Below are 25,335 nucleotides of genomic sequence, written 5' to 3'. Positions count from 1 at the left end.
AATATCCTATTTTCACTTAGGGGGGTAAAAATTAGTTATTATAAAAAAAATTTTTGTATTATTGCACATATTGATCATGGTAAATCAACTTTGGCAGATAGATTTATACAAAAGGCTAAGCTGATCTCAGATCGTGAATTTAAGAGTCAAATTCTTGATAGTATGGATATTGAGAGGGAAAGGGGGATTACAATTAAGAGTCAAGCAGTTACTATTGATTACAAGTGTAGTGATGGCAATATTTATGAACTTAATTTTGTAGATACCCCAGGGCATGTCGATTTTTCTTATGAAGTTTCAAGGGCAATTTCATCTTGTGAAGGAGCGCTTTTGCTTGTTGATGCGAGCCAAGGGATAGAGGCTCAAACTGTTTCAAACTTTTATATGGCATTTGAACATAATCTCGAAATTATTCCTGTGATTAACAAAATAGATTTGCCAAGTGCAAATGTTAATTTTGTAAAAAAACAAATAGAACACGATTTAGGATTAGATGCAAATATTGCTGTTTCTATATCTGCTAAAAATGGTATTGGAATTGATGAATTGCTTGAGGCTATTTGTAAATACGTTCCTTCTCCTAAGGGAAGTGTTAATAATCCATTGAAGGCTTTAATTTTTGATTCGCATTACGATTCTTATCGTGGTGTTATTGTGCATTTTAGAATTTTTGAAGGACAAATCAAAACTGGTGATAAGATTAAGTTGATGCATGCAGATAGGGAATACTTAGTGGAAGAGATTGGAATTTTTAAAATAATTCTTGAAAAGAGAGATATTTTGGAAGCCGGTGATGTTGGTTATTTTATTGCGGGAATAAAGAATATATCAGATGTTAAGATTGGAGATACTATAACTCTTGTTGATAATCCAGCGAGTTTACCTCTTGAAGGTTTTAAGGAAGTTAAGCCTGTAGTGTTTTCTTCTATTTATCCAGTTGATGCTAATCAATATGATGATCTTTTAAGAGCAATGGATAGACTTAAACTGAATGATGCATCACTTACTTTTGAAAAAGATTCTTCAGTTGCTCTTGGACATGGATTTAAATGTGGATTTTTAGGACTTTTACATTTAGAAGTGATTCAGGAAAGAATTGAGCGTGAATTTGATCTTAATGTGATATTAACATCACCATCAGTTCGTTATAAAATTGTTCCTAACAAAGGGATTCCTTATTTTATTGAAAGTCCTGAACAATTTCCAGGAAATGAAAATATTGAAGTTGCACTTGAACCTTATATCAGAGCTAATATTATTGTTCCCACTGAATTTTTGGGGAATGTTATGAGTGTTTGTTTACTTAAAAGAGGCGTTCAAGAAAATTTGATTTATCTTGATAAAAAACGTGTTGAAGTTATTTATAAAATGCCGCTTGCAGAGATACTTTTTGATTTTTACGATAAGATTAAATCTGTGAGTCGTGGATACGCTTCTTTTGACTATGCACTATTAGGATATGAAAAAACAAATTTGGTTAAGTTAGATATTTTAGTTAATGGGGATAGAGTTGATGCATTATCTCAGTTAATTTTTCGTGATGGTGCAAGAGCAAAGGCTTTAAGTGTTTGTAAAAAATTAAAGGATGAGATTGCAAGACAACAGTTTAAAATAGCGATTCAAGGAGCTATTGGTTCAAACATTATTGCTCGTGAGACAATTTCACCTGTTAGAAAAGATGTTACTGCTAAGTGTTATGGGGGTGATATTACTCGGAAGAGAAAGCTTTTAGAGAAGCAAAAAGAAGGTAAAAAGCGACTTAAGATGATAGGGAATATTGAGATACCACAAAGTGCATTTCTTGCTGTTCTTAAATCAGATGATAATTAATTTCATGTTTGAATATGTAGGCAGCGGGTTATAGAATATTATTAAAGTGTTATAATATTATTTAATATCAATGTAATAATTTTATATGGAGATATTTTATGCTTAAACGTAATAAGGTTGTTCTTGTTGGAGCTGGTAGTGTTGGTTCAAGTTTTGCTTATGCTTTGACAATAGATAACTCACTTGTTCATGAACTTGTAATTATTGATATAGCTCAGGACAAGGCCAAGGGTGAAGTTATGGATTTAAATCATGGTCAGATGTTCTTAGAAAAAAATATTAAAATAACATTTGGCAATTATGATGATTGTTCTGATGCAGATGTTGTTGTGATTACTGCTGGTCTTAATCAAAAACCAGGTGAGACAAGACTTGACTTGGTTGGCAAGAATACTAAAATATTTAAGGACATTGTAATGGGTATTGTTGCGAGTGGATTTAGTGGTATTTTTGTAATTGCAAGTAATCCTGTTGATATTATGACTTATGTAACAATGAAATATTCCAATTTTCCAAATCATAAAGTTATTGGTACAGGAACAACACTTGATACCTCAAGACTTAGATATTTTTTAGCTGAGCGTCTTAATGTTAATACTCAAAATATACATTCATATATTATGGGTGAACATGGTGATAGTTCTTTTGCTACTTGGGATGAAACTAAAATAGCTATGAAATCTTTATCAGAATACATTGATGAAGGGAAAATATCGGAATCAGAACTTGATGAGATTCATAAAAATGTTGTTAATGCTGCTTATGAGGTGATTAAACTTAAAGGAGCGACTTATTATGCTATTGGACTTGGAATTAAAAGAATTGTTAATGCGATAATTAGTGATCAAAACCTTATTTTGCCGATATCTTCATATATTAATGGCCAGTATGGGGATTCTATTAAGGATATTTATATTGGAGCACCTTCTGTAGTTTGTAAAGATGGCGTAAAAGAGGTTCTTAAATTTAAAATAAGTGATAGGGAACTTGAAAAGTTTAAGTCTTCTGCTAATCAGTTGAAGACTTATATTGATAAAATAGAATTTTAATGTTGCCCCAATTGGGGCTTTTTTATTCTTCTAGTAATTTTTCCCCATGTTTTCTATGTTCAATTGCTTCTATTAATGATTCTCTTAAGATATGGTCTTCTTCTTTTAAATCAGCTATTGTCCTTGCTAATTTTAAGATTGAATGAGTTGCTCTTGATGATATATTAAGTTTATTTAATATATAAATCATTTCATCTTGTAGTATTTTATCTAATTCACAAAATTTTGCAATATGTTCTGGTTTAAGATCGGAATTCTTGTGAAGATTTGCAATATCTTCGTATCTTTTACTTTGTATGTTTCTTGCTTTTATTATTCTCTTTCTTATCTCACTTGAATCTTCGTTGTTTTCTTGGAATAATTGTGCATTATTTACTGGTTTAACTGGGACTCTAATATCAATTCTATCAAGCATTGCTGCTCCAAGTTTTTTCCAATAGTTTGAAACTTCTTGTTGTGAGCAAAAACATTCTGTATCGTTTTTTCCAAGGTTGCCGCAGGGGCAGGGGTTTGTAGCAATCATTAACTGAAAATTTGCAGGATACTTAAATGATCTTGAACTTGATCTTACTATTGAAATTGTCTTATCTTCTATTGGTTCTCGAAGAGATTGTAATATTGATTTTTGAAATTCTAGAGCTTCATCTAAGAATAAAATTCCATTGTGGGCAAGTGATACTTCCCCAGGGAGTACATTTGGTCCACCACCAATGATTCTTTCTTTGCTTGCAGTTTGATGAGGTTGTCTAAATGGTCTTTGTCTTATTATTTTTGTATCTATTAATTTGCCAGCAACTGACCAAATTCTGTTTGTTTCGATTATTTCTTTGTTTGTAAGTGGGGGTAGTATCGATTGTACGCATTTAATGCTGAGAGTTTTACCACTTCCAGGAGGACCGAATATCATAATGTTATGTCCTCCAGCGACTGCAATTTCGAGTGCTCTTTTAATTCTGTGTTGTCCTTTGATATTTTTGAAATCATATTCAAATTTTTTTTCATTGTCTTTTATTTTGAAGTTGATTTTGGATTTTGGTGGGAATATATTATTATTGAGATGTTCTAATATTTCTAGAGTTTCTTTTAAGGTTTTTACTCCCCAAATATTGAGATCTTCTATTAGAAGAGCTTCTTCTAGATTGTCAAAAGGTATTATTGTGCATTTAATACCTCTTTCCTTTGCAAGTGAAATTGCAGGTAATACTCCTTTGATTGCTCTTATTTGTCCATCTAGTTGTAATTCTCCTAATATTAAAACTTCTAAATTATTATTTTGATTTTCTTTTATGGTCATGATGCTTGTTGCGATTGAGAGATCAACTGCGGTTCCAATTTTTTTAATGCCAGCTGGTGCAAGATTTATTAATATCCTGTCTTTTGGGAAAATAAATCCTGAATTTTTAATGGCTGCTTTTACTCTTGCTCTTGATTCTTTGATCTCACTTCCAGCTAGACCAACAATATCAATTCCTGGTATTCCTTTCTTAATATCTACTTCAACTTCAATTAGTTCTCCTTTATATCCTATTGATGAATGAGAGCATATTTTCATATAATTCTCCTTAAGTTAAGAGTTATTCAATGGTATTTAGGATCCCTTTTAGAGCTTTGTGAGGCAATGTAAAGCAATCTTTTCTATTTGTATATAAAAAGGTTTCAAAATTTTTAAGGCTTTTGTCAATTTCTTCTAAGTTTTCAAAATTTTGATTGATTATTTTTGTTATAATTTCTAGTATTGCTTTTCTGGGTTTATTATTGCATATCTTAGTTAGGACATAGGCACTTGAGAGAAGTATTATGCATCCATGTGCGTTGTACTGTAGTCTGATTTTTTCTTTAATTTCATTAATTTTGAATGTTATTTGATCTCCACATTTAGACTGATAATACACTGAACTTTGATTTTTATCTGTTTGAAAATAATACTTTTTTATTTTGCTAAGTCTTATTAGTTCTTTTTTTGTTTCTTCTGAAAGCATGTTTCAATTTTAAGAAGTTTGCTTAATTAAATCAATAAACATTATTATTGATTTAATTAAAGTTTGTGTAATGTTGGTGAGTAAATCTAATTATCTTTGATCATTATTTAATTAATGGAATATTTATTTGATATTATTAATAGATCTTATAAATTTTTAAAGGTAAATTTAATGAAATTCTTTGATTGTTCTCTTTAGACAGGATATAAAAATATCAATTTCTTCTTTTGTATTATATAAATAGAAGCTTATTCTTAATAAATGATCTTTTTTTATATTTTCTGATAGAAATGTAATGTAAGCACAAGTTTTACCAGATCTAATTGCAATTCCCATTGTATCAAGATATGTCTCAACATCATGTGAATGTATATCTTTTACTGTAAATGAGATTATTGATTTTCGTTTTATATCTTTATTGAGGGTGAATTCAACTTCATCGATTTCTTTTAATCTTGCAACACAGTATTCAGTCAGTTCGCTGTCATGTTCTTGAATAAATTCCATTGAGATGTTATTAATATATTCTATTGCTTTGCCAAGGCCAATAATTCCTGCGATGTTTGGTGTGCCCGATTCAAATTTATTTGGGGATTCAAGAGTTTTGAAGTTAAGTTCTCCATTTTTTATTGAGATATCTTCTATGGTGTTGCCTCCTAGTTTTGAACTATTAAGTTTATTGATAATTTTGTCTGATATGTATAAGACCCCAATTCCTGTTGGAGCAAGCATTTTGTGTCCTGAGAATACTAGGAAATCACAGCCTATTTTTCTTACATCTATGTTCATATGTGGTGCCATTTGAGCTGCATCTATGAACAGCATAATTTTATTATCTGTAGCAATCTTGCCAATTGTTTCTAAGTCTTGTACGGTTCCTAATATATTATTTATGCCAGATATAGCAATAATTCTTGTTTTATCTGTAATCAACTTTTTTATTTGTTCTGGTTGAATTATTCCCATTTCGTTAAATTTTGCAAGTTTAATTTTTAAGTTTAAAAATTTGGCGATATTTATCCAAGGGAGTAAATTACTATTGTGTTCAAGTGTTGTAGTTATAATCTCATCATTTTCTTTTAAAAGTTTTGAAAATAGCAATGAATTTGCTATTGTATTTGTTCCGTCTGTGGTTCCGGAATTGAATATTATGTTTTTATAAGATTCTGCATTGATAAATCTTTTAACACTTTTTCTTGTTTCTTCTACTTTCAAGCTAGCTTGTATTGCAAGCTCATATCCACTTCTGTGAATATTTGCATTATAGTTTGAGTAGTATTCGATTACAGATGAAATCACGGTTTGTGGTTTTTGAGAAGTTGCTGCATTGTCAAAATAAATGATTTTTTTATTATTGATAGTTTTGTTAAGAATAGGGAAATCTCTTCTTAGGATACTTGCCTTTTCATTATTATCTTTTACAAAGTTAGGATTCATTTGCTTAGTATTCTTTATTTTTATTTAGTAATTTTTATTATAAAAATTATATCATTATTATTAAATTTATAGTTTTATATATATAAAACTTCTTATATTTTCTTTTTGTATGTTTATGTTTTTATTAGATCAATTTGTGTTTTGAGATTGATATTTGATAATTGTTTATAACTTTAAGGTTTTGTATTTTAAAGATATGTTTGTGTTATAATTCGTCTTATGAAAGAAATAATTTATAGATTTGAAAAAGCAGAGGATTATAAATTAGTGCCTGTTAATAATATTTATGGTAGTGTGACTAATACTGGAGAGATTTTTTGTGATCTTGTTTTTGAATCTACAGAGATTCCTGAAGAGATTGTTTATACTAAGACTAAAGAGGGTGTTTTAGAAGAAATTTCTGGGGATCTTAAGGGTTCTAAAGAGAGGATAATTTTAATAAATTCTTTTGTTGGAATTTCTATTACAAAAGATACTGCCAAAAATATTGCTTATTGGCTCTTAAAGAAAGTTGATGAATTAGAGGATAATGAGTAAAACTTCTGAAGATAGAATTAGAATTTATTTATCTAAGCTGTCTAAATATAGGAATAGGGTTTTAAGAGAAAAAAATATAAAAGAGATTATTGAACAGGCAGATATTTCTGATGCTGATATTGAAAATATTAAAATGCGTTTCTCTAAGGTGTATGATAGAGCTTTGCAATTAGAGAGAATGGGTGAGTTGGACGATTCTTTAAGAGAACTTGAAACTATATATTTATATTCTCTGCATGATAAATCTATTTTTGATTCGTTTTTTAATTTTTATAATAGACTTGTGAAAAGGATAAATAGTAAAGAGGTAAATAAAAAGTTTGTGCATGTAAGTTTACAGGCTCGAGAATTTGGAATAGTGAGTGAAATTAATTTAAGAGATGATTATGAAACTGAGAGGTTAAAACATCGATTATTAGTATTATTTTTAAGTTTTATATTAATATTTATTATTGCGTTTGTTACATATAAAGTGATGCATTTCTTTATTGGATATGAAGAGCTTGATGGTGAAGTAGAAAATGTTCAAAATATTATAGTTCAAGGCTTACCTTCAGTTACAAGGGCGTCTGATTTAATGGTTGAATCTGCTGATCTTGTTGCAAGTCCTTATAGTTTGTATCATGTTGAAGTTGAAGATGCGAAAGTGTTAGTTTTTGAAGATGCACATGCTTATCAGTTAAGGGCAGGGGTTGTTTCAGATAAGAAACCTATTAAAAAGGTTTCTTATAGTATTACTATTTATGATGATTTAGGAAATTCTATTTTAAATAAGGTTTTTGAAAAGACGAGTAATTTTCCTAATAAGTGGCGTAAAGGTGTGTATGTTCCAATTGACTTTATATATAATATTGCTAAAGAGATTAATGAACATCCTAAGAAGGTGGTTCTTGATATACGTTTAGTTGAATTTTTTAATGGAGTTAATAATTTTCCTAGTGTTAATTTAGAGACGAGTTCCTCAATTTTGGATTTTAAATATCTTGGAAGTTATTTTAATGAAACTTTTGGAGTTTATGAGGCTCATTCTTTAATAGAGGTTTGCAATAATTCAGAGGATAATATTCGAGATTTGGATATTGAAGTGGTTTATGTTTCTAGGGATAGTCAGATTATTAGATCTTTACGACGGAAATTAATTTCTGAATCCGATTCTTTTCTTAAACCTTACTCTAGGCAGAGTTTTTCGTTAAAGACTATCTTTCCAAAAGAGATTTATCCAAACATTCAAGAAGAGGTATCTTCTATTAAGATTATAAATGTAGTTGCAAGATAGTATTTTTGTTTATAGAAGTATTGATATTTATTATATAGGATCTATAAAATTTCTTTTTCTTTGAGCTTTGAAATAATATTGAGAGGAATAAGTGTTATTGTGACACTAATGAGTGTGTAGGATAAGAGAATAATTAAGCTAAATTTGGTACTTATTTTGATGTTAAATTCAGAGATGTAATAATCAGAGTTTAAAAGTTCCATGTTATCAGCTCCAAATATTTTTAAAGTTGTATTGATAATGATATCTATCATGTTAATTAGATGTTCTATATTAATAGTTATGTAATTACCGATGATTATGCCTATTATGCAAGATGTTGAACTTAGAACAAGCGCTATTAATATGAATATTATTTTAAGACTTGAGTTGTTCATTCCAATTGACTTAAATATTGCAATTTTATTTTTATTTTCAAGTATTAACATACAAATAGATGAAGATATATTAATACTTGAAAATATTACAATAAATGCCATAATAAAAATTAAGAGCTTTTTGCTGGTATCTAAGTTCATATATTTATTTAAGTAGAGCTCATAAAATGTTTTTGTTTTGTATTCTTGGAATTCTTTTTCAACTTTTTGCTTTAGATTATTTACTTGCTCTTTAGTTTTGGGTTTGATATAAATTCCAATTATACTTTTAGAAAATTTTTCTGACATTATATTTGAGTCTTGTAGTGAAATGAAAACCAAGTTTTTATCAACTTCCCTTAAACCTGTTTCTATGATTCCAGATATATTAAATTTTTTTGCTTTGGGGAGTATTTTTTGATTCTTATTATTTGGTACTATTATATAAATGGGTTGATTGATATTTAAATTAAGATTGTCTTTAATTTGTTTTGATATTAATATTTCATTTTTATTGAGGCTCTTTTTGCCATCTATTAATTTTATATGCTTATTTTCATCAATAAATTTGTTCTCTACTGCTCTTATTAGTATACCTTGTTTTTTTTTATTTCCGATTATTCCATAGGTTCTTCTTTCAAAAAAATATCTTAGTTCATTATATTGGTATTCTTTTTTAAATTTTTCTAGTTTAGATCTAAGATGTGTGTCTTTTTGAATATCATTATATTCAATTTGTACTGAAAATCCTTCATTTTCAATATATTTCTCTATTGTGGAATTCATGATATTGTTTGACATATAGTAAACAATAATTAAAGGAATCATGACTAAACTTAAGGATATTCCAGAACCAATTAGGGCTTTTTTGTTTTTTGAGTTTAGAAATATTATATATGCTATTTTTGAGAGTTCTTTGATATTTGGATGTGTCATATTCTCTTTAGTGTTTTTTCCTTGAGTTCATATTTTATGTCTGCTTTGTTTGAAAATTCTGGATTATGACTAACTAAAATTAGTGTTTTGTTAAATGTTTTAGCTGTCTCTATTAATAGAGATTCTACTGTTTTAGCAGTGTTGGTGTCCAGATTACCAGTAGGCTCATCACATAAGATTATATTTGGTTCATTTATTAAAGCTCTTGCAATTGCTACTCTTTGTGCTTCCCCGCCTGAGAGTTCTGAAGGGTAGTGTTCTGATCTTGTGTTTATTTCTAGTATTTTCATTAAGCGTAGAGCTTTTTTGTTTATTGTTTGTGAGTTATCTTTTCCTTCGATGATTTTAGGTAAAATAATATTTTCAAATACATTAAACTCATTAATTAAATTGTGATTTTGAAATACGAGACCTATTTTTTTGTTTTTATATAAGCTTAAAGTTTTCTCATTTGCATTCTTTAGGGATATTCCGCATGAGATTATATCACCTGAATCCATTTTATCAATTCCTGATATAATGTTAAAAAGGGTTGATTTTCCACATCCGCTTTTTCCTTGAATTGAAATGAAGTCTCCATCTTTTATGTTTAGACTCAAATTTTCTAGTACTTTTATTTTTGTTTTGTTTTTGATGTATGTTTTATGTATTTCTTTTATACATAATATGTTTTTCATTTATGATGCTCCATTGATTTTATCAACATATTTGATCTTTTTTGTTACCTTTAGGCTTGAGTATATTGTAAACAAACAAGCAAAAAATAATGTAAACATTAAATCACTTAAGAATATTTTAGGTGTAATTATATTTTTTACTATTTTTATTTCTATGTTAGCCAGGTTTAATTTTGCTATATAATTGATTGTGTTAATCAAATTGTTTATTAAAATGTCAATTGCATTTAGGATTTCATTGATGTTTAAAGATATTATGATTCCTGCAATAAGCCCAATAATGCCACCGAATGTGCAGATTATTACTGAGTGGATTAAAAAGATTTGCCTAATTTTTTTAGATTTGATACCTAGGGATAAGAGTATTGCAATTGATTTACTTTTATTTATTATTATTCTTTTTTGGAAATAATATGTGTTAACGGCAATGACTAGGAATATACCTGTTAAGATGATTAACATTGTATTCCTCTCTATTTTTAGAGCTTTATATAATTCTTTGTTATATTCATTCCACGATTTGAATTGAATGTTTGGATTAATGTTCTTTATTTTGTTTATTAATTTTTTGCTAGGATGTAAGTTTTGTGTTTTTATTTGATAACTAATGTCTGAGTCTTTGATAATTTGTTTTTTGAAAAAGTAGTTAATATTCATAAACACTGTTGATTCATTTGTTTTGGCATAATTGCTCTTAAAAATAGCTTTTATTTTAAATTGTTTTACTTCATTTTTTAGTGTTTGTAAGTTTTTTATTTCATCACTTAATATTAATCCTATTGTATCACCTTCAAATAGACCTAAATTATGTGAAAGTACATCTCCTATTATTATCTCATCATCGTTAAGTTGGAGTTCAGATTGTTTAAGACCTGTTAGGAGGATAAAATTTTTATCTTTTATGATATCTTTTGTGTCAAGTGCTATGATATTCAATATACTTGGATAGTAATAGTGTTCAATTCCAATACCTTGTGTTTCATAGATTCTATTTATCTGAATTATTTCTTTAATTTCTTTAAGAGCATTAATCTCTTGTATATTTAATTCGCTTTCAATTTTTAAATTACCACTCTCTAAGGTAGATATACTTGAGAAAAAGTCGTTTTGAAAACCATTCATTATCGATATTGTTATGATGATAATTATTTGTCCAAGTACTATGCTTAATATTATTACAATTGTTAGTGTTAAGCTATTTTGTTCATCTAAGATTAATCTTTTCAGTAAAAGTTTATTTAGTCCCATTTTTATCTCTAGTTATATTTGTTTTCATTTATTTATTTCTTCAATAATTTCATCGTTTTTGTATCTTACTTTTAAGATAGGATTTCCATTGTAGTATATTTCTTGCTCGTATTCATTGTCATTAAAATAGTCGGTTTTTAATAGTATTAAGTCATTTTCATAAGTTGTTTTTGACTTTAATTTATTGTTAAAGTCGTATTCATATTTTGTTTTGGTATTATATTCTTTTTTATTTCTTTTTGCAGTTATATTTTCAAATATGACGTTTCCGGATTCATTATATTCAAGATCACTTATCTCTGTTATTTCATTATTTTTGTATACTTCTTTTCTGATTAAGTTTTTGTCTTTATATTTTGATATAGTTTTTATCTCTCCTTCTTCGGCAGTATTAATGATTTCATTATTATCTAGATATTTATTTTTTTCTCTGTATTTGATTTTGTCATTGCCTAATGTTATGCATTCTAAATTTCTTTTTTGATCATCATATCGGATTACTTTTGTTCTGGATTTTTTTATGTCAAAGTATGTTGACTTTATTTCTCCATTGGTTCCATAATTCCAAACTTGAAAATCTGAGCCTGTTATTTTTAGGAGCTTTCCATTAGTGTCTTTCATGTAGTGTATTGTTTTTGGCTTTTGATTTAAAATTTTGATTTCTTTATGAGTTAAATCATTATTTTTGTAAAAGTAATCTACAGATTCAAGTATTATTCCTTTGGGACTATATTTTATTTCTTGTATTTTGTTGTTTAAATTATCATAGATTTCTTCTTTTGTTTTGATATCTTTTTCAGTATAAAATGTTAATTTTTTTTTATTATCTTCTATGATTTTTTGTGTTTTATATTTTATGAGTTTTGAGTCTTTAAAGAGAATAAATTTTTCAATTTCATCAATTGTTGTGTATTCAATATAAAATCCTGTTTTTGGAATTTCATGTATTTCTTGGTATTTATTGAAAAAGGCGTCTGATATAAAATATCTTTGTCCATACGCGCTTGGCATTATAAATGTTAGAAGTAATGTTGCTATCTTTGTCATAATAGGTTGTTCAAGTAATCATCAGTGTTAAATTCTTTGATATGTTCTACTTGTTCTCCAAATGTAAAGAAGTATATTGGTTTTTTAAATAACTTTGAGATATTTATTATTCCACCTGCTCTAGATGATGAATCAAATTTTGTGGCTATTATTCCATCGATTTCTATTGCTTTGTTAAATATTTCTGCTTGATTATTTACATTTTTGCCAGAGATAGAATCTATTATTAGTATCTTTTTATAGCTAATATCTGTCTCAATTATTTGCTTTTTTATTACGTTATCCATCTTTTGTAGTTCCTTAATTAGGTTTTCTTTGTTTTGAAGTCTTCCTGCTGTGTCAATTATTAATATATCATAATTTTTGGTTTTTGCACTTGAAATGCTGTCAAATATTACTGCTGCTGCATCGCTTCCTTGATTTTGAGATATAACTTTAATTCCAATTTTTTCGCTTTGTATTTTAATTTGTTCAATTGCTGCTGCTCTGAATGTATCTGCTGCAGCTATTAGTACGTTTTTACCTTCATTTTTAAGTTTATTTGCAAGTTTAATGATGCTTGAAGTCTTTCCAACTCCGTTTACCCCAATTATTAGTAAGATGTTTAGTCTTTTATTTTCTAAGTTAAAGGATTGTTGGTTTATGTAACTTTTCAGAAATTCTTTGAGTTTTAAGAGTATTTCTCCTTCATCTTTGACCTTAACTTTTTTTATATATTCTAATATTTCAATTACTATGTCATTTTTGATATCTGCTTCTAAAAGAATATCTTCCAAATTTTCAAATATTTGTGTCTTTTCTTTGTTTTTAAATAAATTCTTTATTTTCTCAAAAATACCCAAAATCTTAATTCTCCTATCTTTTTATTGTTTCCCAAGTATTTTACAATAATTTATTCACTTTTACTTGCCTCTTGAATATATTTTACCAAATGAATTATTAATGGTATAAAACTTCCAGTAGAAAGTGTTATTCCTGTACCAAGTAAAAATATTGTAATTATTTGTTCTGCTTTTGTGTTGTATAGATCTTGAAGTGTTATTTTATGTTTGAGTATGTTATTTAGAGCTATATTATAAAGTTCTGATGCTTCATTATATTTTGTTATGGCAAAGGCAGTACCTATTAAGCTTAATGAAAAGATTCCGAGGTTGATATAGAAGAGATCTCTTTTTCTCATAAGCTCATTTTTATTGTCTTTTTGCATTTCTGCATTAATTTCTTTATATTCTTTGTTTATTATTTTGAACATATTTTTATATCCTTGCGCTTGTAATAAGATAGATTCTGTATTCTCAGGTTCTTCAATTTCAATTGGTGTTTCTCCTATGAATATTCCCTTTTTAAATACCTTAGATTTTACATTACTTTTAATTAATATTTTTTTTGAATTTGTTTTTTGTAAATTAATGTTTAATTTAATTGTGTCGCCGCTTTTTACTTTTTGTTTTATTGTGTAAGGTTTGTAATTTGTGCTTGTAATATTAATGGTAATTTCTTTGTTTGGGATTTCAGAAATATCCCATGTGTCATTGTTATATAGCCCTTTTGATACAAATTCTTCGTTTATATATATTTTGGCATCTAAGTTATTAATTACATCGATTTTAATCTTAATAAATTCTCTTCCTAGTATTTCTTTAAGACTAAGTTTTGCTATTTTATTTGCAATATCATCAACGGATGATGATAGTTTAAAAATTTCTTTTTGAACTATGACTCCTTGTGGAGTGATATTGCTAATTTCGACTATATAGTGTTTTTCTATCTTTTTCAAGTGTATATAGCTAATAAAGAATAATTCTTCGCTTATTAGGAATTCTGTATTCAAATTTGATAGATATATTTTTTCTTGATTTTTTTTATATTTTGCTTTCATCTTTTTTAAATTTATAAGGTACTTTTCAAGTTCTTTTTGTTTAATTTTAATTTTTTCAATGTTGTTTTTAATTTCATTAATTTTTATTTCTGTTTCATTTTCTTTTTTGGGACTTATTGTGTTTTGAAGTCTTTTTTTGTCCATATTTTCTTTTAAACTGCTGAGTTCCTTTTCTTTGTTGAGTATATTTTGGTGTATGTAGATGCGCCTTATGAAATCTTTGTCATTGTCATTTACAATATGTTCATTGATTGTCATGTAAATTTTATCTAGTGTTTTTTCAATACCCTCTTTAATATTTTTATTTTCATCTTGTGTATTTATGATATAAGAAAAACCATACTCAATGTTACTTTGAGGATATGCTAATTTTATTATTAAGATTGAGAATAATATTATTATGATAAACTTAAATTTTTCCATTTTAGATATTCTTCTATAAAATTATCAATATTTCCATCCATGACAGAGATAATATTGGGATTTTCAAATTTTGTTCTGTGATCTTTTACTAAGGTATAAGGTTGGAAGATATAAGATCTTATTTGATTGCCCCAAGCTATATCTTTTTTTACCTCTTGTTTAGATTTATTTTTTTGTTGTTCTAGTGCTTTGTAGTGTTCGTAAAGTCTTGATTTTAATACTTTCATTGCTAGCTCTTTATTTCTATGTTGACTTCTATCAGTTTGACATTGAGTTACTATACCTGTTTGAAGGTGAGTAATTCTAACGGCTGATGCTGTTTTATTGACATGCTGCCCTCCTGCTCCTGAGGCCCTATATGTGTCAATCCTAATGTCTTCTGGTTTAATTATTATTTCAATTTTGTCATCAATTATAGGATCAATGAAAACAGATGCAAAGGATGTGTGTCTTTTTCTTGCAGCATCAAAAGGAGAGATTCTTACAAGTCGATGTATTCCTACTTCACTTTTTAAAAATCCGTAAGCATATTCTCCTTTTATTTCAATTGTAACAGATTTAATGCCTCCTTCACCTTCCATTAGGTCTATGAGTTCTGTTTTATATCCACGTCTCTCAGAATATCTTAGGTACATTCTATATAAAATATTAACCCAATCACATGCTTCTGTGCCACCTGCTCCTGAGTGGATTGTTAAAAACGCATTGCTTATATCAATATCTTCTTTAAAATAAGATAATATAAGGAGATGATTGTATTGTTCTCTTATTTTATGAATATCTTTTTCTAATAATATTGTGTCTTCTTCGCTCTCTGCAATTTCGTGGAGTTCTCTTAATTCTTGGAGTTTACATATTAGGCTTTCCCAAGATTCAATTTTAGATTTTAGGATTTTTTGATTTTTAAGAATCTCTTGTGCTTTTTTATTGTCGTTCCAGAAATTTTCGTTATTTATTTGTTTTTCATATTCTTTGAGTTGTGTTTTAATCTTATCACTGTCAAAGCTTCCTCCAGACATTTTCAATTTGTTCTAAAAGTTCATTTATTTTTTCTTTCATTATAAACTCTCGCTTTTATTTATTAATATAATTATATTTGGAATTAAAGATAAAATGAACATTATAAAAAAATACATTGTTTCATTAGCTAGTAGTTTTGATGTTAATCTTTTTTCAAAACTGTTCTTTATTAGTATTATTAGTGTAAGGGCTATTAGGACGCTAAATGAAGATAAAATGAGTATTTTAATTCCTTCTAAAAAGTTGTGACTTTTATCTAGGGCAAAAAATGTTATTGCAATTAAACTACTATTGGATAGTAGAAAATCGTTTGGATATTTTGGTTTGTTATTATAAGCAATTAAGATATTGTTTAATATTCTTAATATTATCGTTAGTATATAGATTAATGATGTGTATATAATTGGTATTGTAAATGATAAGTTATGTTCTGAGAATAACTTATAAATGTAAAAAAGGCATGAGTAAATTGATAGAGAAGTTATTATTATAATTAAATATTTTTTTGATAATGCCTTATTATCTTTTATTTTTATATCTTCAATGCCTATAAAGTGTATTAGTAACATATTATTTATTAATAAATACATTATTAAACTATTTTTCATAATTTTATAATTTCTTCTCCATTGTCTTTTTTATGTTTTATGACTTTTGTTTCGTTAATGTTTAAACGATGTAATATTTTTTTAATTTGAAATGTTAAGCTATATCTTTTTATTAAAGTTGAACTTACTTGTAGTATAAAAATAGATATTACGGCGGATATAGTTTCAAGTGGAATATAGCTTAATGTTATAAAATATGCTAAAGATAATACAATTCCATAAAGAATTTGTTCGAATTTGAAGTGGGGAGCTATTTGGAGCTCTGTGCCCATTGTAAATACTAAGATCATTGTAATTGGTGATGTTATTAGAGTTAACATATCCGAACTTATATAACTGTAAAGACCAAGATTTTTTAGTATGTAAGTAATTATTAGCAGACTTAGATAAAAAGATAGTGGTATTAATTTATATATAATGAATTTTCCAAGGATAAATGAAAAGCCAATATAAATTAAAATAGGAGATAAATATTTTTCGTTTTGTAGTCCAAGCAAATTTTCAGTGTGAAATCTTGGTATTGTTATGTTTAGATGAGACAATATTTTGTCGTTTATAAATTTTTCAATCATATCAATGTTCTTATTCTCATGTCTTTTGAATTCTTTTAAGCTTTCTAAACTTTGAATATTTGGATTTTGGTTAATTATTTTATTCCAGGTAGGAATTATATTTTCTTGTTTTGAGAGTTCCTTAGGATATGTCTGTTTAAAGCTTAATGGGAAATTGAGTAGTAAAAATATAAATGAAATTAATGTGGGGTTTACAAGGATTTTGTGAAGCTTTGAGAAATAGAAAAATATTAAAAATGTAAAAAGTAGTGCTATTATTTTTAATATAGTAGGGAAGTTTAGAGGCAAGATTATATTGATTATTAGTGCATTATACATGAAAAAAGAGAGATATTTATGTTTGAATTTTAACCTTGTTAAGATGTATGCGCACAAGCTTATGAATGTTAATATGAGAGTGTCAATTAAAAATTTTATGTTGTTTGTAAAGGAGAATATTAAACTGGGCATTAAGGCTAAGATAATAGTTAAGTAAATATCTTTTAGATTGTTTTCAGTATATATTGGTTCATTATTTAAACCTAGAGTTAAGATTTTTTCCTTGATTTCTTTTCTCACTTTGTTTATTTCATCTTCTATTTCAGTGTTAGTATATTGGAGATTTTGTGCTTGTTTATTTGCGAGTTTATTTTTGCCTTTAATCTTTGATAAAATGATCTCTTCCATATGTACTGGTGAAAAACTAGGTGTTTTGAAAATTCTCATTTTACTAAAGATTGATTCTTTTTTTAATATTGTGATGCTATATATGTCTCTTGTTATAGGCATATTTAAGTTATTTATTTTTATCTTGTTTGCAGGATTGTTTAAAAATATATCGTATTTTTTTGTATCAATATTTTCATTTATTGTTTGTTGGATAGATGTTCCGATTTTTACTTTGATTATTTTGCTTTGTGTTGTTTTATTGTCGTTTATGGTTATAAGCTTTTCTTTGTATGGAGAGTTTGTTTTGAGCGTACTATATACATTGTAGAGATCTTCGACGTTAGTCAAAAGTATATTTTTATTTGGGTTTATATTGTCTTTTGTACTTTCTTCATTATATAAGAAGTGCATTATTATTTCATGATTTGAATATGGATATGAAATATTGGGAATTAATACGATTTTTAATCTTTTGTTGTTAAAGGTATTTAGATTCTCAAGTTGTTTTTTGAGATTATAGTTGTTAATTACTATCAGTATTTCTTTAAATTTGAATATTTTATCTATTGTTTCGAATCCATAGATAATTTTATCTAATTTTTCTTTTATTAATATTTCTGATATGTTTGTAAACGCATCTTTTCCATTTATTAACAACAGCATTTTATCTATTTTTTTACATTTACTTATATATTGAAACAGTGAATGTTCGTTAAACCAAGGGATTCCTAATCGAATTAATTTTTCTAGTGTTTTTTCTCTTGATTCTTCTTCAACTGAGAGTTCTTGTTCGTTATTAATTCTTCCATGAAATCTTATTAATGCTGATTTTAATTGATGTCCGTTTGGAAGATTCGCCATATATATTTTTTCTACTGTTCCGGATATTGGAGCATATGTGTATAGTTCTGCATTTTTATTTTTTGATAGTATTTGTCCTTCTACAATTTTTTGATTTTCGATAATATATATCGTGGAATTTGAATTTTCTGTTTCTAGTGGAATTAAAACGCATTCAGGTATTTGAATTTCATCTATATTTACTTTGTACTGCCTTTTTATTTTTGGAATTTCTGAGTTAAACATCAACTGTTTCCTATAATATATTTTTTGTAGTTTTTTTCATTCATTTTTAAAAGAATTGTAAATCTTATTGCTTTAAATAGGAATAGTAATAAGAAAAATGGCAATGAAACCATGAATAAAATTTTGAAATTGTCTTTATTGATTGTGATATTCTTGGGAGTTTCTTTGTATATTAAGATTGGCTTTCCATTATCTAAAAATAGTTTTGAGAGTTCTTTATTGAGATTTTGAGATATAAATTCTCTATCTACTTTATATACGATTTTTGGATTGATAGTTATTTTATTATTTTCTATTTCAAAATAATCTTCTTTTACATTTGTATTTACTTTTCCATACTGAGATGTGATTTTATATTTAAGCTCATTTTGGTACAATATATGATACATATAACCTACAATATTTGGAATTTCTTCATTATGTCCTACCATTAAGTAGATGCTATTTGGATTTAAATAGTCAAAATAGTTCAATTTTTTGCTGTAAAAGTAATTAAAATTTTTATAAGAATTTAGTATGTTTTGTGCATAGAAAAATGGCATTAAGGATACTGTAAATAGCATTATATGTATTAGGATCTTGAATTTTAGGTTTTTTGTTCCTTGTTTTTTTTCTTTTATTTCAATTAAGGATAAGAATGTATGTTTAGACTTGCTTTCAGTTTTTATCCAGATGAATATTAGGAAAATACAAAGTGTTGATATTGATACACAAATGATAAGAATTGATTCAAGATTAGTATTTAAAAAGTTAATGATCACAATAAAGTACAGTACTATTAATAGAAATAAAAATATTGGAACTTTAATTTTCTTGGTTAATATTGTAAAACTTATATCTCTTAGGTATATTTTATTGTAATTTTTATTGAAATTATCAATTAATGTGAATAATAGGTAAGAAAGTATAGTTAAAGGATAAAAATATAATGTCTCATCGCTAATTATGAATATTGTACATGAGCTTATTAGAAAAAGTATTATGAAAGGTGCATATTTGATATTTAGTAGTAATAAAAGTATTGTGATTATTATGAATGTTATTATTGAAAAATATTTGATTTTAGTTTTGTAATTAAAAGAGTGCATTTCTGCTTCAATGTTTTTATCTTGATTTAGTTTTCTCAGATCGCTACTAGTGAATGCTGATTCAACGTAGAGTATTTTCTTATTTCTTAGATTAAAGAGGTTGGGCAATTTTTTTAAAAAAAGGTCTTTTCGTAGATCATAGTCATTAAGGTTGGTTAACTTATCTATTGTTATCTCTTTAAAGTTGGGAAAGTCTAATATATTTACCTTTGTTGTGTATTCAGATATTGTTTTATATCCTAATGAGTTTATATAATCATTTGCGATTTTTAAATCTTTTTCTCCTTTAAAATATATTGGCTTATAATCTCCAAATTTTGGCATGTTGCAAGAGATTAGTAATGGTATTAGCAATATATACAAAAACTTTAGTAAGTTCATTTTTTCCTTTATAAAATCTATTATTTATGTTATTCAATTACATATTGTCCATGCAGTAATTATTCCAATAATTATTCCTGTAAGTACTTCCTTTTTTTTATGGCCTTTAACTACTTTAATTTTTAAAGGTTCAATTTTGACTTTCATTTTTAATTGTTCTGACAAAGCGTTTAAATATTCTGCTTGAACTCCTGCCATATATCTAACTCCAAACGAATCTCGTATTGTTATTAATGCAAACGCCAGAGCGATAATAAAACTAGTATTTATTCCTTCTTTTATTAATATTGATGTTGCAAGAGCTGTTACTGTTGAAGAGTGGCAGCTAGGCATTCCACCTGTTTCCAAGAGGATGCTTTTTAAAAAGTATTTTGGATGAATTTTTAATTTCTGTATTTTTATTGTTTGAATAAGGTATTTAATAATTTGTGCGGTGATGCCTGAAACGAAACAAGATAAGAAAAGTTCATTTGTAAATAATTCTTTTAGCACTATTTGATTACTCCGTTTTATATTACGAATTGCCCGTTGTGTATTATTATATATTCTTTGCCTGATTTATCGATGCCAATAACATTTATGTCATTGCTGCCGAGCATAAGGTCTGTATGAATTAAAGAGACGTTACATCCATAATTTAATTTTTCAGAGTCAGTTTTTAGTTCTTGTTCATTACTTAAGCAAGAGGAATAAGCATGACCTAACGCAATGTGGCAACTTGCATTTTCATCGTATAATATGTTGTAGAATGTAAGTCCGCTTTGATATACTGGAGAACTGTTGTCTACTAATGCAACTTCTCCTACATATTGTGCTTGAATGTCAGTTTCTATGTGTTCTTTTAATATATTTCTTGATTTTTCATCATTACATCCAAAGTTGATTATTTTGCCTTTTCTAAATTCTAGCCATATTCCAGTTATTAGGTGTCCGAGTATCGTGACTGGACGAGTGATATGCATAATTCCATTTGTTTTTTTGTAGTTTGGAGTTGTGAAAATCTCTTGAGTAGGCATATTCGCGTTGAATTCAATATCTGTTCCTATTACTTTTTCGCTTCCTCCTGTCCAAATGGAGTTTTCTAAAAGATATATTTCTAGATTTGTTTTCTGATTTTTAAAGATTACTTTTTCTAGTTTGAGTTTATTTAGGATATCGCATCTTTGGTGAAGTTTTTTGTTGTGATCGTTCCAGGCCTTTATTGGATTTTCTGAGTCGAGTAGCATGATTTTTTTTTGAATTTCGAAAAATTCTTCTAATGTTTGTTTACTCTCAGGTTTATTTAATACTTTTGCAGCCCATTTTGGTCCTGGGGCACAAATGGTACACCATGATAATTTGTTATTCATTGCTGCATTTGAAACTTTTTTTGATGCTAAACTTAGTGCCTTAAAGTATGTTGAGATTTTTTTACTATTGCTGTCTTTTAATGCATCTAAATTTTCTGTGTTATCAATTCGTATCTTTGCCCATTTCTCATTTACGATTTCTTCAAAAAATTTATGCTTGAAATCGGGAATGAACTTTAAAAACTCTTCTGGTGATGATTTTAATCTTGTTTTTAAAATTTCAGTGTCTTCAATGCTTAATTCTACATACTTTGCTCCATACTCATAAGCTTTTTGTGCCACAATTCTTAAAAATTCGTAATTTTCAATTGAGCCTGTAATAAGTACACATTGATTTTTTTGTAAGTTGATTCCTTTTAAGATAATGAGTTCTGCATATTTTATTAAGTCTTTCTTCATATTGTATCCTATTACTGTACAGGGTCTTCTAAAATATTTTCGTTAATGTAGTTTGCAACAGCTTCATTATCGTTAGTGTCTATTATTTCTAGATATGATAGTATTTTCTTTAGTCTATAATTTGCATTTCCCATTAATAATCCTTTTTTTACATTTTCTAGCATGTCAACGTCATTAAATCCATCTCCAAATGCAATGGCTTCATTTAGACTAATATTTATTCTTTTAAGTACATCTTTTAATGCATTTCCCTTTGAAACTTTGCTATTAACAATCTCAAGTGAATATGGTGTTGATAGATAAACGTTTATTTCTTTTTTATATTTTTCTAAAATCATTGCTTCATATTTTATTAGTTGTGGTTCTTCATCATGTAACAATAGAATTTTTGCTATGTTATTAAAATTTTTAATTTCTCTGAAATGATTGATTCCATGGTATTTTATGTCTATATCTTTTAGTTCATGTTCTATATATTTGTAGTTTCTTCTTAGTAGTGCCTGTTTTTTTAGCATGTTATTTATAGCATTTTTAGTTATGTTGTCAGCGTAAAGCCTTTCATCTATATCTTCAGATTTCTGTAAAAAGTGGGGTATGTCTTTATATTTGTTTTCTCTGAGATTTAAAATCTCAGTTACAATTTCAGAGGACAGATCGTAACTGCTTATTAATTGCCATTGGTTATTGTAGACCCTTGCTCCATTTAATGTTATAAAAAATGAAACATGTGAGTTTAAGTTTGTTATAAGAGATATTATTTCATTTTTACTTCTTCCTGTTGCAATAATAAACTTTTTGTTTTCTTTTGTTAATTTTTTTATTACAAGCTCACTAAAAGCTCCTATCTGACTATTTGAGAGTAAAAGTGTGCCATCAAGATCAGAGATAACGGCTTTAATATCTTTCATAATTTTGTCCTTTGATTTTACTTTTAAATTTAATTATAACAAATAAGGGAATTTTTTAAAATTGAATTATTTGTTATAATTAAATAAAAATTATTTTAAAAAATCTAAGGAGCTTGCTTATATGGAGACTAGTAAAAAAATATTGTCTTTGAGAAATTTGATGATGAAGAGCGCGATTGATGCATATTTAATAGCAAGTTATGATCCACATATGAGTGAATATCCTCATTTTAGATTTAATGTTCGGGAATTTATTACAGGATTTACAGGAAGTGCTGGGACAGTAATTGTTACAGAAACAGAGGCAGTGCTTTTTACAGATGGAAGATATTTTTTGCAGGCATCAAGTGAACTTGAAGGAACCGAATTTAAATTGATGAAGTTTGGAGTTAAGGGGTGTCTGGATATTTTTGGCTATATAAATGCAAATCTTAAGGGCTTAAGACTTGGAATTTATTCTGAAGATGTTAGTATAAAATTTTATAATGATTTGGTTAAGAATTGTAGGTATACAGATATTGAAATCTTGCATGAAGATTTGGTTTCTAAAATTTGGCAGGATAGGCCTAACTTAGAAAGTAATAAAATATTTGAATTAAGTGGAGCTGAAAAAAATGATAAGAGAACAGATAAAATCGATAGAGTTACTGCAAAGTTAAAAGAAAATGCCATTGATTTTTATGTTATAAGTTCTCTAGATGAAATAGCTTGGCTTTTGAACTTAAGAGGTTTGGATATTGAGTCATCAGCTTTGTTTTATTCGTTTTTATTTATTGCTAGAAGTGAAAGATATAAGAATGTTCTCTTTGTTAATTTTGATAAACTTGATTCTGATTTAAAGGAGAGGCTTGAGGCTGAGGGTTTTGAAATTGAGGATTATAGTAATTTTTATTCATTTTTAGCCGAGATTAATCGTGAAGGAAAATTTTTTATACCAGTTGAAAGTAATATTAAGATATTAGAATCTGTTGGTCAGTCAAATGCGGTGCTTGGATCAAGTATTGTTAATGAACTTAAGGCAATGAAGTCTGATTATGAGATTAGTAAGATGAAAGAGGCTCATATTATTGATGCTGTGAGTTTGATTAAATTTTTATATAAATTTAAGAGTTTAAGTAAGGATGAGCTTTCTAGATTAGATGAAGTAGATGTTGCTAATATGCTTTTAGATGTTAGGGCAGCAAGAAGTGAATTTTTCAGTTCTAGTTTTGATTCAATAGTTGGATTTAGAGAAAATTCAGCATTGCCTCATTATAGACCTAAAAAAGGATCTAAAAATCTTGATAGTAATGGGTTGCTTTTGATAGATTCTGGGGGTTCTTACCTTGAACTTGGTACAACAGATATTACAAGGACTATTTTAGTTGGAGAGGCATCTTGTGAGGAGAGAGAAGATTATACTTTAGTCCTTAAGTCTTTTATTGCTCTTGCGTCTTTAAAATTTCCGTTTGGGACTTTAGGTGCTTCTCTTGATGGGATTGCTAGATTTCCTTTGTTAAAACAGGGAATAAATTTTGCTCATGGAACGGGTCATGGAGTAGGATTTTTTCTTAATGTTCATGAACCTCCTGTTTCTATTAGTCCTTTGTCTAGTTATCCTTTTAAAGGTTCTGAGATTGCTTCAATTGAGCCTGGGATCTATCGAAGCTCTAAATATGGCATTAGGACTGAAAATTTAGTTTTTGTGAAGCAAAGTTATTCAAATGAATTTGGAACTTTTTTAGAGTTTGAAAATTTAACTCTTGTGCCTTTTGAAAAAGAATTAATAGTTACTGAAATGCTTTCAGAAGATGAATTAGAATATGTCAATAGTTATCATAAATTTGTGTATTTTAGTTTAAGAGAATATTTTAGTGGTGACGAGTTGAAGTTCTTAGAGATATCGACTAGTAAGATATGAGATTTGTAAGCTTAGTTACAATATTGATTGTTTTTAGCTTTGTGCATTTACTTTCGCTTTCATTTGATATTATTTTTCATAATTCTTATAAGGATGCTATTGATGAAGCCCGGCAGTTATGTAAGAATGTTTTAATATTAGTGGGAAGAGACATTAAGGATAATTTAATAAAGGATTTTTTAAAGTCCTTTGAAGATGACAAGTTGCTTGAAACTATTGCTAAAAACAATGTTTTTTTGGTTATTGACATCAATAATGAGATTTTTAGTGAGATTAATTTAAAAAGAAGTCCTGCCTTATTTTTTATTGATTCAAAAAGTGAGCAGGTTAAGGCCGCATATGTTGGGTCTATTAAGAATACTGTTCAGTGCAATAAAGAGTTTTTGAATTATGCGTTGGGAATTTTTAAATTAGATGATAATGTACACAAAAAGAATAATTATGAGATTAATACCCTTAATGATAGGATTTTTTTTTATAAAACATTGGATGGTCATTGGAAATTAAGAATGAATGGTCAAGATAAAACACTCCTTCCTTCGAAAATAGAGCTTAAGGAGTTTTTAGTATTTAAAGATGAAAATGAGGGAAAGCTTTACGCTTTTCCTAAGTCTAGAAAGGGTAGTATTTATTTTTCAGAGACAGAAAATGAGGAATGGAAGCTTTTCGGACAAATAAAATCATAGTTTAATTTTTTTGGGG

22 protein-coding genes are annotated in these 25,335 nt (G+C 27.4%); 6 read left to right on the top strand and 16 right to left on the bottom strand.

The window, feature by feature from the left end:
* Positions 1-3: 3 nt before the first annotated feature.
* Together lepA and N187_RS00420 are read left to right on the top strand one after the other, a co-directional pair.
* On the top strand, positions 4-1,830 hold the full coding sequence (lepA, locus tag N187_RS00425) for a translation elongation factor 4 (RefSeq protein ID WP_075550294.1): 1,827 nt from the start codon (positions 4-6) through the stop codon (positions 1,828-1,830).
* Between the two features lie 98 nt (positions 1,831-1,928).
* Positions 1,929-2,879, top strand: coding sequence for an L-lactate dehydrogenase (locus tag N187_RS00420; protein ID WP_025419318.1), 951 nt, complete (start codon positions 1,929-1,931; stop codon positions 2,877-2,879).
* A gap of 22 nt (positions 2,880-2,901) precedes the next feature.
* On the opposite strand, the gene N187_RS00415 is transcribed toward N187_RS00420, so the two are convergent.
* The 3 genes from N187_RS00415 to N187_RS00405 all read right to left on the bottom strand — a co-directional run bounded on the left by N187_RS00415 (position 2,902) and on the right by N187_RS00405 (position 6,295).
* A complete protein-coding gene (locus N187_RS00415; RefSeq protein WP_025419317.1) occupies positions 2,902-4,431 on the bottom strand; it encodes a YifB family Mg chelatase-like AAA ATPase in 1,530 nt (509 codons plus the stop codon).
* Positions 4,432-4,453: 22 nt separating this feature from the next.
* Positions 4,454-4,858, bottom strand: a complete 405-nt coding sequence (locus N187_RS00410; RefSeq protein ID WP_025419316.1) for an iron-sulfur cluster assembly scaffold protein — start codon at positions 4,856-4,858, stop codon at positions 4,454-4,456.
* A 168-nt stretch (positions 4,859-5,026) separates the two neighbouring features.
* Positions 5,027-6,295 carry a cysteine desulfurase gene (locus N187_RS00405; protein ID WP_025419315.1) on the bottom strand — a complete coding sequence of 423 codons (1,269 nt, stop codon included), beginning with the start codon at positions 6,293-6,295 and terminating at the stop codon, positions 5,027-5,029.
* A gap of 219 nt (positions 6,296-6,514) precedes the next feature.
* On the opposite strand from N187_RS00405, the gene N187_RS00400 reads away from it, so the two are divergent.
* Together N187_RS00400 and N187_RS00395 are read left to right on the top strand one after the other, a co-directional pair.
* Positions 6,515-6,832 carry a hypothetical protein gene (locus tag N187_RS00400; RefSeq protein ID WP_025419314.1) on the top strand — a complete coding sequence of 106 codons (318 nt, stop codon included), beginning with the start codon at positions 6,515-6,517 and terminating at the stop codon, positions 6,830-6,832.
* The gene (locus tag N187_RS00395; RefSeq protein WP_038443337.1) at positions 6,825-8,108 is read left to right on the top strand and encodes a hypothetical protein; all 1,284 of its coding nucleotides are present in this window, start codon (positions 6,825-6,827) and stop codon (positions 8,106-8,108) included. The genes N187_RS00400 and N187_RS00395 overlap by 8 nt, the downstream gene beginning before the upstream one ends.
* A gap of 41 nt (positions 8,109-8,149) precedes the next feature.
* Here the strand turns inward: N187_RS00395 and N187_RS00390 are convergent, their stop codons facing one another.
* The 13 genes from N187_RS00390 to N187_RS00330 form a co-directional block, all read right to left on the bottom strand.
* The gene (locus tag N187_RS00390; RefSeq protein ID WP_075550293.1) at positions 8,150-9,400 is read right to left on the bottom strand and encodes an ABC transporter permease; all 1,251 of its coding nucleotides are present in this window, start codon (positions 9,398-9,400) and stop codon (positions 8,150-8,152) included.
* Positions 9,397-10,077 carry an ABC transporter ATP-binding protein gene (locus N187_RS00385; RefSeq protein ID WP_025419312.1) on the bottom strand — a complete coding sequence of 227 codons (681 nt, stop codon included), beginning with the start codon at positions 10,075-10,077 and terminating at the stop codon, positions 9,397-9,399. Before N187_RS00385 ends, N187_RS00390 begins: the two co-directional genes overlap by 4 nt.
* Positions 10,078-11,325: an ABC transporter permease gene (locus N187_RS00380; RefSeq protein WP_025419311.1), complete on the bottom strand. Its 1,248-nt coding sequence runs from the start codon at positions 11,323-11,325 to the stop codon at positions 10,078-10,080. It lies immediately after the preceding gene.
* A 24-nt stretch (positions 11,326-11,349) separates the two neighbouring features.
* A complete protein-coding gene (locus tag N187_RS00375) occupies positions 11,350-12,372 on the bottom strand; it encodes a hypothetical protein (protein WP_025419310.1) in 1,023 nt (340 codons plus the stop codon).
* Complete coding sequence (gene ftsY, locus N187_RS00370) at positions 12,369-13,214, bottom strand: signal recognition particle-docking protein FtsY (RefSeq protein WP_025419309.1); 846 nt, start codon at positions 13,212-13,214, stop codon at positions 12,369-12,371. Before ftsY ends, N187_RS00375 begins: the two co-directional genes overlap by 4 nt.
* A gap of 50 nt (positions 13,215-13,264) precedes the next feature.
* On the bottom strand, positions 13,265-14,674 hold the full coding sequence (locus N187_RS00365; protein WP_025419308.1) for a hypothetical protein: 1,410 nt from the start codon (positions 14,672-14,674) through the stop codon (positions 13,265-13,267).
* Positions 14,650-15,733, bottom strand: a protein-coding gene (prfB, locus tag N187_RS00360; RefSeq protein ID WP_162271514.1) for a peptide chain release factor 2 whose coding sequence is annotated in 2 segments (ribosomal slippage) — positions 14,650-15,675 and positions 15,677-15,733 — 1,083 coding nt in all. Because the reading frame shifts where the segments join, the coding sequence is not laid out codon by codon here. The genes N187_RS00365 and prfB overlap by 25 nt, the downstream gene beginning before the upstream one ends.
* Positions 15,733-16,302: a hypothetical protein gene (locus tag N187_RS00355; protein WP_025419306.1), complete on the bottom strand. Its 570-nt coding sequence runs from the start codon at positions 16,300-16,302 to the stop codon at positions 15,733-15,735. Before N187_RS00355 ends, prfB begins: the two co-directional genes overlap by 1 nt.
* A complete protein-coding gene (locus N187_RS00350) occupies positions 16,299-18,608 on the bottom strand; it encodes an RnfABCDGE type electron transport complex subunit D (protein WP_025419305.1) in 2,310 nt (769 codons plus the stop codon). The genes N187_RS00355 and N187_RS00350 overlap by 4 nt, the downstream gene beginning before the upstream one ends.
* A complete protein-coding gene (locus N187_RS00345) occupies positions 18,608-20,077 on the bottom strand; it encodes a hypothetical protein (RefSeq protein WP_025419304.1) in 1,470 nt (489 codons plus the stop codon). The genes N187_RS00350 and N187_RS00345 overlap by 1 nt, the downstream gene beginning before the upstream one ends.
* 33 nt (positions 20,078-20,110) lie before the next feature.
* Positions 20,111-20,569, bottom strand: a complete 459-nt coding sequence (locus N187_RS00340; RefSeq protein ID WP_025419303.1) for a divergent PAP2 family protein — start codon at positions 20,567-20,569, stop codon at positions 20,111-20,113.
* A 17-nt stretch (positions 20,570-20,586) separates the two neighbouring features.
* Positions 20,587-21,825 carry an aminopeptidase gene (locus tag N187_RS00335; RefSeq protein WP_025419302.1) on the bottom strand — a complete coding sequence of 413 codons (1,239 nt, stop codon included), beginning with the start codon at positions 21,823-21,825 and terminating at the stop codon, positions 20,587-20,589.
* 11 nt (positions 21,826-21,836) lie between these two features.
* The gene (locus N187_RS00330; protein ID WP_025419301.1) at positions 21,837-22,733 is read right to left on the bottom strand and encodes a Cof-type HAD-IIB family hydrolase; all 897 of its coding nucleotides are present in this window, start codon (positions 22,731-22,733) and stop codon (positions 21,837-21,839) included.
* 121 nt (positions 22,734-22,854) lie between these two features.
* Between N187_RS00330 and N187_RS00325 the strand changes: the two genes are divergently transcribed.
* Positions 22,855-24,633, top strand: a complete 1,779-nt coding sequence (locus N187_RS00325) for an aminopeptidase P family protein (protein ID WP_025419300.1) — start codon at positions 22,855-22,857, stop codon at positions 24,631-24,633.
* On the top strand, positions 24,630-25,319 hold the full coding sequence (locus N187_RS00320; protein ID WP_025419299.1) for a hypothetical protein: 690 nt from the start codon (positions 24,630-24,632) through the stop codon (positions 25,317-25,319). Before N187_RS00325 ends, N187_RS00320 begins: the two co-directional genes overlap by 4 nt.
* Positions 25,320-25,335 lie beyond the last annotated feature (16 nt).

This window comes from Borrelia anserina Es (assembly GCF_001936255.1).
GTDB lineage: Bacteria > Spirochaetota > Spirochaetia > Borreliales > Borreliaceae > Borrelia > Borrelia anserina.
Note: the sequence above shows the minus strand (reverse complement) of the source record. Positions and strands in the feature narration are given on the sequence as shown.

What these genes read in the sequence shown, in the direction of transcription:
- N187_RS00420 (WP_025419318.1), top strand. Translation starts at nt 1,929, where the DNA reads ATGCTTAAACGTAATAAGGTTGTTCTTGTTGGAGCTGGTAGTGTTGGT.
- N187_RS00415 (WP_025419317.1), bottom strand. Translation starts at nt 4,431, where the DNA reads ATGAAAATATGCTCTCATTCATCAATAGGATATAAAGGAGAACTAATT.
- N187_RS00410 (WP_025419316.1), bottom strand. Translation starts at nt 4,858, where the DNA reads ATGCTTTCAGAAGAAACAAAAAAAGAACTAATAAGACTTAGCAAAATA.
- N187_RS00405 (WP_025419315.1), bottom strand. Translation starts at nt 6,295, where the DNA reads ATGAATCCTAACTTTGTAAAAGATAATAATGAAAAGGCAAGTATCCTA.
- N187_RS00400 (WP_025419314.1), top strand. Translation starts at nt 6,515, where the DNA reads ATGAAAGAAATAATTTATAGATTTGAAAAAGCAGAGGATTATAAATTA.
- N187_RS00395 (WP_038443337.1), top strand. Translation starts at nt 6,825, where the DNA reads ATGAGTAAAACTTCTGAAGATAGAATTAGAATTTATTTATCTAAGCTG.
- N187_RS00390 (WP_075550293.1), bottom strand. Translation starts at nt 9,400, where the DNA reads ATGACACATCCAAATATCAAAGAACTCTCAAAAATAGCATATATAATA.
- N187_RS00385 (WP_025419312.1), bottom strand. Translation starts at nt 10,077, where the DNA reads ATGAAAAACATATTATGTATAAAAGAAATACATAAAACATACATCAAA.
- N187_RS00380 (WP_025419311.1), bottom strand. Translation starts at nt 11,325, where the DNA reads ATGGGACTAAATAAACTTTTACTGAAAAGATTAATCTTAGATGAACAA.
- N187_RS00375 (WP_025419310.1), bottom strand. Translation starts at nt 12,372, where the DNA reads ATGACAAAGATAGCAACATTACTTCTAACATTTATAATGCCAAGCGCG.
- N187_RS00365 (WP_025419308.1), bottom strand. Translation starts at nt 14,674, where the DNA reads ATGGAAAAATTTAAGTTTATCATAATAATATTATTCTCAATCTTAATA.
- N187_RS00355 (WP_025419306.1), bottom strand. Translation starts at nt 16,302, where the DNA reads ATGAAAAATAGTTTAATAATGTATTTATTAATAAATAATATGTTACTA.
- N187_RS00350 (WP_025419305.1), bottom strand. Translation starts at nt 18,608, where the DNA reads ATGTTTAACTCAGAAATTCCAAAAATAAAAAGGCAGTACAAAGTAAAT.
- N187_RS00345 (WP_025419304.1), bottom strand. Translation starts at nt 20,077, where the DNA reads ATGAACTTACTAAAGTTTTTGTATATATTGCTAATACCATTACTAATC.
- N187_RS00335 (WP_025419302.1), bottom strand. Translation starts at nt 21,825, where the DNA reads ATGAAGAAAGACTTAATAAAATATGCAGAACTCATTATCTTAAAAGGA.
- N187_RS00330 (WP_025419301.1), bottom strand. Translation starts at nt 22,733, where the DNA reads ATGAAAGATATTAAAGCCGTTATCTCTGATCTTGATGGCACACTTTTA.
- N187_RS00325 (WP_025419300.1), top strand. Translation starts at nt 22,855, where the DNA reads ATGGAGACTAGTAAAAAAATATTGTCTTTGAGAAATTTGATGATGAAG.
- N187_RS00320 (WP_025419299.1), top strand. Translation starts at nt 24,630, where the DNA reads ATGAGATTTGTAAGCTTAGTTACAATATTGATTGTTTTTAGCTTTGTG.